Origin of the sequence: Hymenobacter glacieicola, from assembly GCF_014640315.1 — a bacterium.
GTDB classification, from domain to species: domain Bacteria; phylum Bacteroidota; class Bacteroidia; order Cytophagales; family Hymenobacteraceae; genus Hymenobacter; species Hymenobacter glacieicola.
In genome coordinates, this window is the sequence record NZ_BMGS01000019.1 from 22,673 (window position 1) to 36,704 (window position 14,032).

At 51.2% G+C, this 14,032-nt stretch carries 7 protein-coding genes; 2 read left to right on the forward strand and 5 right to left on the reverse strand.

The features are described from left to right. Nucleotides 1-43 precede the first annotated feature (43 nt). Nucleotides 44-1,456, forward strand: a complete 1,413-nt coding sequence (hslU, locus tag IEW18_RS21300) for an ATP-dependent protease ATPase subunit HslU (protein ID WP_188559914.1) — start codon at nt 44-46, stop codon at nt 1,454-1,456. A 117-nt stretch (nt 1,457-1,573) separates the two neighbouring features. Further along, nucleotides 1,574-2,302: an SDR family NAD(P)-dependent oxidoreductase gene (locus tag IEW18_RS21305; protein ID WP_188559915.1), complete on the forward strand. Its 729-nt coding sequence runs from the start codon at nt 1,574-1,576 to the stop codon at nt 2,300-2,302. A 61-nt stretch (nt 2,303-2,363) separates the two neighbouring features. Here IEW18_RS21305 and IEW18_RS21310 read toward each other — a convergent pair whose 3' ends face one another. The 5 genes from IEW18_RS21310 to IEW18_RS21330 all read right to left on the reverse strand — a co-directional run bounded on the left by IEW18_RS21310 (nt 2,364) and on the right by IEW18_RS21330 (nt 12,737). Next, complete coding sequence (locus IEW18_RS21310) at nt 2,364-3,734, reverse strand: RagB/SusD family nutrient uptake outer membrane protein (RefSeq protein ID WP_188559916.1); 1,371 nt, start codon at nt 3,732-3,734, stop codon at nt 2,364-2,366. 27 nt (nt 3,735-3,761) lie between these two features. Further along, nucleotides 3,762-6,842 carry a SusC/RagA family TonB-linked outer membrane protein gene (locus tag IEW18_RS21315; RefSeq protein WP_188559917.1) on the reverse strand — a complete coding sequence of 1,027 codons (3,081 nt, stop codon included), beginning with the start codon at nt 6,840-6,842 and terminating at the stop codon, nt 3,762-3,764. A gap of 415 nt (nt 6,843-7,257) precedes the next feature. Further along, entirely contained in the window at nt 7,258-7,842 is a 585-nt protein-coding gene (locus IEW18_RS21320; RefSeq protein WP_188559918.1) for a hypothetical protein, read from the reverse strand. 38 nt (nt 7,843-7,880) lie between these two features. Next, a complete protein-coding gene (locus IEW18_RS21325) occupies nt 7,881-9,485 on the reverse strand; it encodes a SusD/RagB family nutrient-binding outer membrane lipoprotein (protein ID WP_188559919.1) in 1,605 nt (534 codons plus the stop codon). A gap of 33 nt (nt 9,486-9,518) precedes the next feature. Continuing rightward, nucleotides 9,519-12,737, reverse strand: coding sequence for a SusC/RagA family TonB-linked outer membrane protein (locus tag IEW18_RS21330; RefSeq protein ID WP_188559920.1), 3,219 nt, complete (start codon nt 12,735-12,737; stop codon nt 9,519-9,521). Nucleotides 12,738-14,032 lie beyond the last annotated feature (1,295 nt).

Below are 14,032 nucleotides of genomic sequence, written 5' to 3' on the forward strand. Positions count from 1 at the left end.
GGTAGTGTTGCTTCGTTAGCCCGGCTTGCTTACCCATTTCCTTATGCTTGATTCAACTGAGTTTTTGACCCCAGCCCAAATTGTGGCTGAACTTGATAAGTACATCATTGGCCAGCACGAGGCCAAGCGCCACGTGGCCATTGCCCTCCGGAACCGGTGGCGCCGCCTGCACGCCCCCGCCGATATGCAGCGTGAAATTGTGCCGAACAATATCCTGATGATAGGCTCAACCGGCGTGGGTAAAACCGAAATTGCCCGGCGACTGGCTAGCATTTCCGGGGCTCCGTTTACCAAAGTAGAAGCCTCCAAATTTACGGAGGTTGGCTACGTAGGCCGCGACGTGGAAAGCATGGTGCGCGACTTGGTAGAGCAGTCCGTGAACATGGTGAAGCTGCGCCGTAAAGAGGAAGTAAAGGTTCAGGCAGCCCAGGCCGTCGAAGACCTGATCCTCGACATTCTCATTCCTCCCGTCACTACGGGGGCTGCTACCCCCAAGCCGGCCCTGGGCTTTCCCACCACGGGCGGCGCTGACCTGCCCGACTCCGACCATGAGCTGAATGAGCGGACCCGGGAGCGGTTCCGGGAAAAGATTCGGAACGGGGAAATGGATGAGCGCAAAATCGATATTCGGGTCCAGCAGAACAGCAACCCGGGCGTCGGGGTTATTGGCGGTCCGGCCGGAATTGATGAAGCCAGCATGGCCGGAATTCAGGATATGCTGGGTTCCATGCTGCCCAAGAAAACCCGTAAGCGCAAGGTGACCGTAGCCGAGGCCCGTAAGATTCTGCTCGATGAGGAAGCGGCCAAGCTCATCGACATGGACGAGGTCAAGGACGAAGCCATTCGGCACGCCGAAAACGCGGGCATCATCTTCATTGATGAAATTGACAAGGTAGCCAGCCGCAGCGGCAAGGGTGGGGGCGGCCCCGATGTCAGCCGGGAAGGCGTGCAGCGCGACCTGCTACCCATCGTGGAAGGTTCGGCCGTCAGTACCAAGTACGGCATCATCCACACCGACCATATCTTGTTTATTGCGGCCGGCGCTTTCCACGTCTCCAAGCCTTCCGACCTGATTCCGGAGCTGCAGGGGCGCTTCCCCATCCGCGTGGAGCTGCAAAGCCTGAGCAAGGACGATTTCTTCCGAATCCTGAAAGACCCCAAAAATGCCCTGACCAAGCAGTACGAGGCCCTGCTGCAGGCCGAAGATGTGTTGCTCTCGTTTGAGGATCCGGCCCTGGAGCGCCTGGCTGAAATTGCCTTCGAGGTCAACAGCGAAGTAGAAAACATCGGGGCCCGCCGCCTGCACACCGTCATGAGCCGGCTGCTGAACGACATCCTCTTTGATGTGCCGGACCGCATCGGCCCTAACACCCACATCCTGATAACCCGGGATATGGTAGAAGAACGTCTCCGCGACATGGTGCGTAACCGGGACCTGAGCCAGTACATCCTCTAGTAACCGGCTGACTCCTACCACCCATTGTGCAGCAAAACAGAAAAGGGGCTACTTAAGTAGCCCCTTTTCTGTTTTGCTGCGTACTTTTTATAACCCTGATACTCTCCCTTTCGCCTTATGCATTATTACATCATCACCGGAGCCAGCCGCGGCCTAGGCAAGGCCCTAGCCGAAACCGTCCTACACCAACCCGACACAACCGTTATTGGCGTGTCGCGGCACGCCACCATCGAGCACGAGCGCTACTACCACCAGCCCCTCGACCTTTCCGACATGCTGGCCGTGCAGAATAATCTGCACAAAGTGTTTCCACAGTGGCCCGACGCGCAAAGTATAACCCTCATCAACAACGCCGCCGTACTCGGGGAAATAGGCTACTTGGGCGAGCACCAAAACGAACATTTCGAGTTCGTGTTCGATGTCAATATTGTGGCCCCCGCCATGTTCATGAACACCTTTCTAAGTGCCTACGGGGGCCTATCGGTACCGCGCACCATTCTCAATATCAGCAGCGGCGCTGCCCAGCGGGCCGTGGATGGCTGGGGAGCCTACTCGGCCTCCAAAGCGGCCCTGGATGCCCTGTCTTGCACGGCCCAAAAAGAGCAGGACCTGCGCGGCAGCGGCATCCGCATCCGCAGTCTTTCCCCCGGCATCCTTGACACCGCCATGCAAGAGCATATCCGCGCAGCCGATGCTCACAGCTTTAGTGAAGCCAGCAAATTTGCCGAGTTCCACTCCGAAGGCCGTTTGGCCCAACCGGAAAATGTAGCCGCGAAGATTGTCGGTTGGCTACAGAAAGAAGCAAGAAGGGATGAGGCAGTGGTGCTGAATATCAATTCACTATAAAAAAAGCCCTGACCGAATATGGTTAGGGCTTTTTTGTGCACACCGACGTGCAGATCAAGACTTAATAACCCGGGTTCTGCTTCATATTAGGGTTGTTGACAATTTCCCGGTTCGGAATAGGCATGAGCAAACGGGTTGCATCCGTGATACCTAATACAGACTGAGCCCTGCCTGTACGAATCAGGTCAAACCACCGGTGTCCTTCCAGGGCAAGTTCTACCCGCCGTTCCCGCTCAATTGCTTCTAACAAGCTAGCTTGGGTAACGTTTGCGGCCAGCAGCGCCGGTAGCCCAGCGCGGGTACGCACACGGTTGAGCGCAACCAAGGCCCCAGGAATATCTTGCTGTTGCGCTTTTGCTTCCGCACTGTTAAGGAACATCTCCGCCAAGCGGATAGCTTTGAATGTATCCGTACCCGTACCCGGGTCGAAATACTTAATTTGGTTGCCTTGCGCTACGGTTCCAGTCCGACCTACTATTTGGAAAGTGCCGTCTGAAATAGTAGCGGCCCGGCGCTGGTCGCCGGTTTCGTAGGCTGCAAGTAAGGTAGCCCGCTGTCCGCCGGGGCTCATCTCAAAACGCCCACCGTTGGCCGTAGGCAGCATGAAGAAGGCGTACGAGCTCTGCACTTGCGCATCAAACTGGATTTCCCAAATGGACTCTGTCGGGTTACGAGTGGCAACGGCAGCTCGGTACGTGGAAGCCAGCGTAAATGGCCCGGCAATTACCTGGTCGGCAAAACGAGCGGCATCAGCCCACTGCTGACGATAAAGCGCCAAACGGGACTTTAAGGCTATAGCAGACCACCTCGTAGCCCGACCCACATTAGCGGCGGGAAGCACACTTTCGGCTGCATCCAGGTCAGTCCGTATCTGATTGTACACCTGTTCACGTGGAGTACGAGATACAAAAAGGGAGTTATCCGGAGTTGTAGTAGGCGTGAGAACCAAGGCTACATCGCCCCAGTAGTTAGTGAGCATAAAGTAGCAGTAAGCACGTACAAATTGTGCCTCACCAATCAATTGCCCACGCACTGCATCCGATATGCCGGTTGTATTCGGAATCTGGGCGATGATGTTATTCGCGCGGTTGATGGTAGAGTACAGTGAACTGTACATGCTATTCAATTCAGCGTTATCCGGCAAAGGATTGCGCGATTTAAGCTGTGCGAAGGAGGGAAACGTTCCCGTATGGTCAAGGTTATCTGCCAGCAAATCGGCGAAAATAGGCACCCGTAAACCAAGATTGTTGGCGCTGGTGAGGTTGCCGTACAAACCAACTACTGCGCCCTGCGCCCCAGCTAAATCGGTGAAAGCTACGTCCCGATCAATGGAGTTGAGCGGTTCGGGGTTTAGGAAGTCGGAGCAGCTTGTGCTTGTCAAGCCCAGCAGGCCTAGCAGCGCAAGGCCGTAAAGTTTAGAGCGAATATTCATTAGAGAAGAAAGTCGTAAGGAAAAAAATTAGAAGCCCAAGTTTAATCCAACTTGATACACACGGGCCTGCGGAAAGGTCAGGAAGTCAGTTCCCTGCGAGGTGTTGCTCGCGTTAAAGGTATTTACCTCGGGGTCCAATCCTGAATAGTTGGTGAACGTGAGCAGGTTTTGACCAGCAATGTACACGCGGGCTGAGCGCAGATGGGCCGGCTGTATCCACTTGGTGGGGAGGCTATAGCCCAGAGTTGCTGTTTTCAACCGTATGTAAGAGCCATCTTCGATCCACCGATCTGAAACCCGGGCGTTACCGTTGGGGTCACCCCAAGCAGCGCGAGGAATATCCGTGTCGGTGTTGGTAGTAGTCCACCGGTCGCGCACGGCACCAAACTGACCGAATTGTCCGGTCATGCCCTCGCCAAACGCGCGGGTGTTGTTATAAATCTCGTTACCCGATACAAACTGGAAGAAGAAGTTCAACTCCAGGCCTTTCCAGCCCAAGGAGTTGGTAATACCGCCACTGGAATTGGGCTGTGCTGAGCCGATGAGCTTCTGGTCTTCGGCATCCAAGATACCGTTCTTGTTTAAGTCTTGGAAGCGAATGTCGCCGGGTTTCGTGTCAGGGGACTGATAGTTGGCATTTGTCCGGCCCGTCCTCTGTCGTGCAATAAGATTATCAGCATTGATTTCTTCCTGGCTCTGATAGATACGGTCAACTACGTAACCGCGGAAGCTACCTAGTGAGGCTCCTACCTGCACCCAGTTAGCAAAACCAGCGCCAAAGGGTGCATCATTTACCAAGCGAGTTACTTGGTTACGAATTATGGAAGTGTTAAAGCTGGTAGTCCAAGTAAAATCCTTGGAGCGCACGTTCTGCGTGGTAAGCTCAAACTCTAGTCCTCTGTTGCGCATATCACCAATGTTCTGGGTGATGTTAGCGAAGCCAGAGGTAAGCGGCAATTGACGGTTCAGCAGCAGATCGTTGGATTTACGATTGAAGGCGTTGACCGTGAAGTTGATTCGGCTGTCGAGCAAACCGAGGTCCATGCCTACGTTTATTTCTTGCGTCTGCTCCCATCCTAAGTCTCTTACTCCTAGTTGAGTAGGCGCAATACCTGCTACCGCATTGTAGTTGGCCAAGTTGCCAGCGCCCACGCCGTAGAGGTTACGCGAAGCGAAGTTGCCAATCTCGAAGTTGCCTACTACCCCGTAGCCCCCACGCAAGCGGAGTTCGGAAATGAGGTCGTTGTCCTGTAAAAATGCTTCCTCGCCTACGCGCCACGCTACCGAGGCTGCTGGGAACCAACCGTACTTGTTTTCAACCCCAAAGCGTGAAGAGCCGTCGCGGCGCAAGGAGCCCTGGAAGATGTACTTGCCCTTGTAGTTATAGTTCAAGCGCCCGAAGTAGGACAGCAAAGTCCAAAGCGTCTCGTCCGATGAGGCATCGACTTTTACCGAGCCGGCGGAGAGCTGACGGATTCGGTTGGTAGCAAAGCCCGTTACGTTTGTAATGATACCTTGCTGCACCGATTTCTGAGCGCTCTGCCCCAAGAGGAGCGTAAACGAGTGGTCGCCCAAGCTACGGTTGTAGGTTAATGTGTTTTCATTGATCCAACCCACATCATAGCGGCTGTTAGCGTTGCCAAGACCATTACTGCCCACAGCTTGCAGAGCCGTGCTAGGTATAAACCGGTCTTCTTTCAGGTTGAGGTAGTCACCGCCAAGGGACGTACGCAAACGAAGCCCTTTCAGCAGTTCAGCATCGGCGTAGATATTACCGATGGCGCGGTTGTTACGGGCACTAATTATCGGCAAGGTAGCAGCGGCTACGGGGTTTTCAACCGAGGAGAATCGGTCCCGGGCAAAGGTGCCATCTGCATTATAAATAGGAGTCTGAGAGCCCAACAGCAAGGCGGTGCTTAGCACCCCATAAATGTTGTTGTCGTTGTTCTGACGTTGAGAAAGCGCCCGGCTGCCAGTCAGGCTGACCCCTACTCTTACCCGATCTGAGACGTTATGGTCCAGATTTAGGCGGATACTTCCCCGGTTAAAACCTGATCCAATGATGATGCCTTCCTGATCAAAGTAGGTCCCAGAGACTAGGAAGCGCGACTTATTATCTCCCCCCGACATCGTAACAGTATGGCTCTGGATACGCGCGGCACGGAAGATTTCGTCTTGCCAATTGGTATTGGCGCTTGAAAACAGGTTCTGTTGAGTTGTAGGATTAGCTGCTACGTAGCGGGGGGCTAGCCCCACGTTGGTACGAGCTTCGTTGATTAGGTCCTGTGCTTCTTGCCCGGTGAGAGGGTCCAGACGTTTAATGGTATTCTGCGTGCCGATGTAACCGTCATAGCTAATTCGAGTGGCACCGGAGGCACCACGTTTGGTAGTAATCAGCACAACTCCATTGGCACCACGAGAGCCATAGATAGCGGCCGCTGAGGCATCCTTTAGCACCTCAATTGAGGCTATATCGTTCGGGTTAATATCCGACAACGCATTCAGGCCTTGGTTACCTACTCCAATGTTGGAGTAGCTGCCTGAGTTGATGGGTACCCCATCTACTACATAGAGCGGTTCACTACTAGCAGAAATCGAGTTATTGCCTCGTACTCGCACTGATATTGCGCCACCCGGTGTGCCCGAGTTAGAGGAAACCTGTACACCAGCTGCCCGTCCTTGCAAAGCTTGTTCAGCACTTGCAATTGGCTGAGTTTCGAATTCTCTGGCAGATACTTGAGTAATTGCCCCAGTAGTTAGCTTTTTAGATTGCTCACCATAGCCAACCACAACCACTTCACTGAGCGCTTTGCTATCAGGTGAAAGGCCAACGGTGATGTTGCCATCGGTGATAGGACGCTCAATGGGTAGAAAGCCAACTGAACTAAATGAGAGTGTAGTTGCTGAGCTAGGCGCAGTAAGAGTAAAAGTGCCGTCTGAATTAGTGGAAACACCGGTAGTAGTACCCTTAACTAATACGGTAACTCCGGGTAGCCCTTCCCCATTTGTACGGTCGGTCACTCGCCCGGAAACGGTACGAGTTTGTGCAAGTGCATGTGTTGCCGACAAGGCAAGCACCGGCAGTGCAATGAATAATCCTTTTTTCATGTAAACGTTGGGTGTGTTGAAAAGATTTAGTCGGAGGAGAGTGTAGGTTGAACTTTTGCTAAAATAGCAACACAAAAATTGATAAAATGATTATTAATGCAAAATGTGGGTCCAAACGACATTTAACTCGATGAATGGCATGAATTAATAGACGAACGAAGGGATGCTCACGCTTAAGGCACAACATACCACTTGGGCTAACCAGTCCCGAACTATGATTCTACAGCATGGCGATTAGCAAACAGGTGGTATCACTCAATATCTATCGTACTGCGTATGGACAACTGGGTGAATCATATTAGCGGCTCTTGGTTGTCTCTAGTACCGTATTAGGCTTTACCCAAAGCCAAGCTATAGCAACAAAAAAAGCCCGGCCAATATGGCCGGGCTTTTATGATTGTAAGGATTAACCTAGTTAGTTAATCGTGACGATGGCAGCAAATGGGGCAGCCGTTTGGGTGCCGGTTACTACTCCCCCAGAAATCGGTGTTAGCACTACACGACGGCCATCCTTCATCAGGAGCTCATAGGTGAACAGGAAAGATTCCTGCGTTGCTAATGAGCTACGGGTTAATGGTGTCAGGGGTGCATCGAATGCGGCGCCGGAGGCTGTACCACGACGTTGCAAATTCGCTACCAAATCATTGAGCGTAATTTCAATAGTGGTTTGAGACGGCGGAATAGAACGCACCAACACACGTGGTAGAGTCTGAATTGCCAACTGTCCTTGCGCGTTGCGAACAATGTTACGGAACGTCTTGTAGACCTCTACTGCTTCAACTTTATCCACGTTGGACCCTGTAACGCTTACAACAAACGAAATAGCAGGGTTAGCAGCCGTGTTGCGAGCATTAGCCTGTGTAAACGTTGGGGTAGCGTTGGCGGTGGTGACATTCGGCACACTCTCAGTAGCTGGGAGTGGGTCTTTGTCGCTGTCCTTGCAAGAGGTTACTGCAATGGCAGATAAACCCATCCACAAGGCAAATAGTATTTTTTTCATGAAAGCAGAAATTAAGCTGTTAAAAAACCTTCCGATGCTTAGCTCGGATCCCAGAAGATGCGCTCCGTATTGATATTGGGTTGAGCGGGAGCGTTCGGGTTAGTTAACAAGTCATTTAAACGGTAGGGCAAACGCAGCGGGAACGGGCCCGTTTGCGTAGTCTGAGCATCCCCATCCGTATTAGCATCCGTAATGCGGGGGTAGCCAGTACGGCGGTAATCGGTATAGATATCAATACCGTAGCCGAAGCTTGCAATATACTTTTCGGTCATGATGACCTCAAGTTTGCCTTCCGTAGTTGTTGCGGCATCGAAGCGAGCCTGCGCTGCTGTGATGTACGCCGTACGGTCAAGCCGGAACTGGTCCTGCTGCGCTTGCGTCAGGGTAACCCCAGCAGCGTTAGCAATAGCAGTTACTTTGTCAAACGAGGCGTTTAGTGCATCTACGTAAGCCACGCGAGCAGCAGGTACACTATTCAATACGGTTAGCTGCAACTCAGCCTCGATAAACTTCCGAGCGAAGAACGTAAGCAGACGCTGAGGTACATCACCAGTACCTGAGTTTACGTTAGCAGTTCCACCCGCCCCATTATCAAAGCGGCCACCAACCGGATACAAGCCTTGCAGCGTGCGAATGTTGGTGTTGTTTGCGCTGGCCTGGGGGCCTACGCTACCAAAGCGCACCGTCACAAAGCGGCCGTCTTGATAATCGGCGTTAATCTCTGCTGCAGCTGTCGCCTTCTGATTGTAGAAGTAATAAGGAATGCGTGGGTCAGTTGGCCGGCTCGTAGTAGCACTCCCTTTCATCAGGTTGTAGAAATACACCCCAATGCTGTTTTCGCGGCCTGCATTAGCATAGTCGGCTGAATAACCGGGGTGCTGGTTCTGAGGGTTGGTGCTACGACCATAACGGAATTCGAAGTCGTCGGCAGCGGTAATGAGCTGGGCATTAGCCGCCAATAGGGGAGCTACGTTGGTCTGTACGTTCTGTACCAGTCGTACTTGGTTGTACAGCTTCAGCTTCAAGGTGTTACCCAAACGAATCCACTTCGTGGTGCTGCCGCCATACATCAAATCGTCCGTGCCAGGGCGCTGCGTATCGTCCGTGCGGCTCAAGTTGGCAATGCCCTCGTCGATGAGACGGAACAAGTCCGCATAAATAGCAGCGTCGTCATCAAATTTCGGCGCAACGTTTTCATTGCCTTGCCCTTTGAATGCTTCCGAGTAAGGAATATCACCCCACACGTCCACCATTTCGCTGAACATGTACGCCTTCTGGATTTGGGCAATACCTACGTAGCGCCATGCCCGAATGGCCGTGGCCTTGTTAATAATTTGTTCGTTATTGATCAAGGCGCCGGAGTACAGCCCCAACCACTGGTTGTTGAAGCTGCCGCCATTTAGGTCAAACGTGCCAACCCGGAAGTTGGTCAGCTGCTGCATGATAGCAGAGGTAGGCTGGCTCAACCCTAGGGTGCTGTGGCCCAGGTTGGTGGCCATTGCAGCTTGCGAAGCCGGTAATACCAAGTTGATATCGGCATCGGCTGGGTTAATCGGATCCTTGTTGACGTCAAGAAACTTATCGCAACCCGTGCTACCGGCTAGCAACGCTAGTAGCGTTACGGCCACGGGGAGTTTTTGCATTTTCATGGTATGTGAGCGAAAAAGAGGCATTGATTAGAAATTCACCCGCAGGTTAACTCCATAACGGCGAGCAGTCGGAGCATTCGTGAACTCGAAGCCTTGCGCGTTAGAAGCACCAAACGTGCTCGTTTCTGGGTCGAAGTTGGTGTACTTCGGAATGTTGGGCGAATACCACCACAGGTTACGGCCCGACAAGCTGAGGTTCACGCCACGAATCGGGGTCTTGGACAGCAACTTGGCTGGCAAGTCGTAGCCCAACGTAATTTCACGCAAACGAAGCGTTGTGCCATCGAATACCGAGAACTCCGAAGCACCATTAATAGCTGCAGAACCAGCACCGAAGTAGTAATCGTTCAGCGAAACGGCTACGTTATTGGGGATTTTACTGCCATCCGCATTCGTCAGAGGCTGGAAAGTGCCGGGGTTACCCAGGAAACCGTTGATAATAACGTTTCTGTCGCGGTCCTCCGTGTCTTTCGTTACACCCCGGCCCAGGTAGGACTGTAGGGTAGTCGAGTATAAATCTCCACCCTTCCGGAAGTCAATAACGCCTTCCAAGGTTAGGCCTTTGTAGGAGAAGGTATTGATGAAGCCAATGGTATAATCCGGATTGGGGTTACCCACAATTTCCGGGTTAATGGCAGTCAGCATCCGGCCGGTAGATGGGTTAATAAGCAAGTTGCCTTCGTTATCACGGGCAGCTACCGAACCAATCAGCAGACCGTACGGCTGACCAGGGCGGTGTACTGCCTGGATGTCGCCGAAGTTGGCTGCAATTACTACCTGCTCTACACCTTCACGCAGCTTTTCTACAATGTTGCGGTTACGCGTGAAGTTGGCAATGCTCGTCCACCGGAATCCGCCAGCGTCCACCGGAATAACGGTCAGGGCGCCTTCAATGCCTTTGTTCGAGATTTCGCCAAAGTTCGTGATGTACGTCGTGAAGCCAGAGGCCGACGGCAGCGGTACGTTGGCAATTTGGTTGGTGGTACGCTTGTCGTAGTACGTAGCCGAAACAATAACCCGATCCTTGAGGAAATTCAGGTCAGTACCAACCTCAACTTCGTTTGAGAACTCCGGGGTCAGGTTCGGGTCACCAACGAATCCGCCAATAGCTGCGCCTGAAACCGTGTTACCGTTGGTCGGAGTAATGGGGAATTGCGTGCCACCCACGTTGTTACCGTAGAATGGCTGCAGCCCGTAAGTCGTAATAAGCGAATAAGGAGCCGCATCGTTACCCGCTTTGGCATAACCGGCGCGCAACTTACCCATGTTCAAAATGTTGGATTCTATGCCGAAAGCTTCGGTAAAGATCAACGAGGCACTAACGCTTGGGTAGAAGAAGCTGCGGTTCGCCTTGGGAAGTGTCGACGACCAGTCGTTACGAGCAGTAGCGTTCAGGTACACGAAGTCCTTGTAGCCCAAGGTCAAGTCACCTAGCACACCAAACAAGCGACGCTTGCTGAAGCCAGTACCGTTGTTGATTACTTGGCGCGTATTCTGGATGTCATCAATATCGAACTGCAAGTACGTGTTGCCGGAAACCGACGAAGACTCAAACTGGCGCTGGTTGATGTTAGCGCCTACAATAGCCTTAATGCTAATATCCTCCGTCAGGTTCTGATCGGCCGTCAGCAAGGCGGTAGATTCCAGTTCCGAATTGCGGAGGTTATCCTGGATTACGTTACCAGCCCCGTTGAAAGCCACCGAACCAGGCCGAACAGCAGTTACGCGACGGTCAGAGTAGGTATTTACGCCCCCATTAAAGCTGAAGTTCAGCCATTTCAGAATGTCGTACCCAATGTTGGTCGTAACGGCTACACGGTCAACGTTAGATTTGTAGCTGTTATTAGCTACCGACCAGTACGGGTTATCTGCCTGGCCATTGAGCCATCCGAACACGGGCCCACGCGTCACCGGGTTTGTATTCGGTAAACCCGTCAAATCCAGGTTACGCGGCATGAACATGATACGGGCAAAAGCCGAAGCGTTGCCAATAGCATTGTTAGCGCCCAACTGCGGACCTTGCTGATTGCTGTTTACGTAGGTAACGTTACCACCAATGCGCAGCTTGTTGAACTGACCCGAACCACCCGCGCTAAGGCTAGTGCGGTCAAACTTCGAAAACGGAATCATGCCACTCTGGTCCGAGCGGGACAGAACGGTATTAAAGGATGCGTTTTCGCTGCTGGCCGACAGATTAACGGAGTTCTCTATCAATTTGCCGGTTTCGAAAAAGTCCTTAACGTTATTTTCGAAGGGTTGGTACGGGTAGCGAGCCGTCGCGAATTCCGGGAATGCCGCAATATTACGGTAGGGGTGGGGTACATCAGCAGGCGCTTGGGCGCTGCCGAAGGCTGGTCCCCAGGAGCCGTTGGCCTCAGAGTAGACAAAGTTACCACCCGAGCCGTACGTGTTCTGGTATTCCGGCAGGTTCGCGATGCGCTCAATTGAATAAGAAGAGTTGTAACCAACCCGAATACCCTTATTGTCGCGGTTTCTGCTACCGGTTTTCGTGGTAATTACAATAACCCCGTTGGCAGCACGAGAGCCATACAAAGCCGCCGCTGCCATGCCTTTCAGCACGTTAATCGACTCAATGTTATTCGGGTCAATATCGGCTGCGCGGTTGGAGTACGCCGAACCCCGCACCAACTGGCTTTCGGAGTTGTTCTGAGCGTTGTTGAAGGGTACGCCATCCACAATATAAAGTGGTTGGTTGTTACCCTGCAGCGAGGTGTTACCGCGGATTGTCAGGCGAGTAGATGAGCCGGGCGCACCGTTTGAGCCAACGATGTTAACACCTGGTATTTTCCCCTGCAGGGCACGCAATACGTCGGGCTCAGATTTCTGCACGATAGCAGCACTCTTTACTTCGGTTACTGCATAGCCAACAGCCCGCGACTCACGCTGAATGCCCAGTGCGGTTACTACTACCTCGCTTAGCTGCTTAGAGTCAGTAGCGAGTCCTACGTTAATTTGGCTGTTGGTGCCAATGGGTTGTTCAACCGTGATATACCCAATGGAGCTAAAAACCAAGGTGCCATCACCGGCGGGTACTGTCAGCGTGTACGTCCCGTCAGAATTGGTTGAAATACCGTTGTTGCTACCCTTCAGCAGTACGGTTACCCCCGGCAAGCCTTCGCCTGTCGTGCGGTCCGTTACTCGGCCGGAAACACTCCGAGTTTGGGCTACCCCCTGAACAACACTTAGTGCTGCCAATGGAAGACCCATGAGCAAGGATTTTCTCATGAAAAAGAAAAAAGATAAAGTTGAAAAAGCGCGGTTTTACAAATGAGTACCGTTCCGCGCTTAAAAATAGGCATAGATTATTGGAATAAGTGTCCTGCAACCCTTTTTCCATTAGCGATTATACTAAGCCTGGTTTTGTATAGGTATAAAATGATAATCCTTGGACCTGGAAAGACAAAACAGCGGATTTTAAGAATAGTAAATTTGATATTAGAATCTGAGAAAATATTGCAATTTGATTGCATAATGTAATTTTAAATGCAAATTTATTAATTATACTGATCTTATTTGTTAATATCTTCAAAAATCATATTGAGGTGCGGCGCTATACTTGAATAGATAGAGCCTAGTATGTTTAATATACTTTTGGTAATACTATACTCTTTATTACATCTTGGTAAGCGCTGTTTGTATATAGATTTTATTGCAGTAAAAGTATCTTCTAAGACGGGTGACTGTATTCAAAGCCCCCTAAGTACAACATGGAAGTCTTTGCTACAACTTAAGCTATTGTTCAATAATCACTATTGAGTAAAGCTAGTATCGGGAGGATCTATTGAGTAAAATCAGTAGCAGAAGGATGTATAATCAGTGCTCCTTGTGTAGGTGTTGTCTGTGCTTGAAGTAGTATGACTATATAATTGGGGCCTACTAGCAGCGGCGATACAGAACCATGCTGCTACATTTATCCAGTAGCCAATCATTTATGATTGTTTGATACAAATGATAGTTGCTGTCCCTGAGGCTCTACTACCAGTTATCGAAGAAGGATAGACAAGTAAGTAGTATCAAGCAGTCACAAATCTTATATCTTCAGGTAAGAGGCATATAGTTTATCATTCTACGCACAATTAAGTGTATATGTATCATATTTATATGATAAAATGTGCGTTAATATATTAGGTAGACAGTAGTGGGTATATAGCACAGCACTAACTGCACTAGTAATCTTTTGCTGACCATTGTCGAGCTTGTTGCTCTACTTATTACCAGTTGCATTATGGCCTTGCCTGTAAATGGTGACAAGAAGGGTATGAAGCAACAAAATGAACGCTATGGAATAGCAAAGCGCATATCCAGGGTCTGGTATTATATCTATCCTTGGGCTGACTATGACTTTTGAAGTAGCACCAGGTAACGAACGTGTGAAGCATGAAAAGCGAAGTTTTTAACATCAGAGGCGAATCCTTGTCAGGTTGATAAAAAAACAATTCGTTTATTTACGGCATTCTATAGCGGATTCATGAACGGTGTACATGATAGCCGCAATGGTTGAACCAGGCTTTGGCGTCCTT

Excerpts from the sequence above, each read along its gene's own strand:
- hslU (WP_188559914.1), top strand. The coding sequence starts at position 44 with ATGCTTGATTCAACTGAGTTTTTGACCCCAGCCCAAATTGTGGCTGAA.
- IEW18_RS21305 (WP_188559915.1), top strand. The coding sequence starts at position 1,574 with ATGCATTATTACATCATCACCGGAGCCAGCCGCGGCCTAGGCAAGGCC.
- IEW18_RS21310 (WP_188559916.1), bottom strand. The coding sequence starts at position 3,734 with ATGAATATTCGCTCTAAACTTTACGGCCTTGCGCTGCTAGGCCTGCTG.
- IEW18_RS21315 (WP_188559917.1), bottom strand. The coding sequence starts at position 6,842 with ATGAAAAAAGGATTATTCATTGCACTGCCGGTGCTTGCCTTGTCGGCA.
- IEW18_RS21320 (WP_188559918.1), bottom strand. The coding sequence starts at position 7,842 with ATGAAAAAAATACTATTTGCCTTGTGGATGGGTTTATCTGCCATTGCA.
- IEW18_RS21325 (WP_188559919.1), bottom strand. The coding sequence starts at position 9,485 with ATGCAAAAACTCCCCGTGGCCGTAACGCTACTAGCGTTGCTAGCCGGT.
- IEW18_RS21330 (WP_188559920.1), bottom strand. The coding sequence starts at position 12,737 with ATGAGAAAATCCTTGCTCATGGGTCTTCCATTGGCAGCACTAAGTGTT.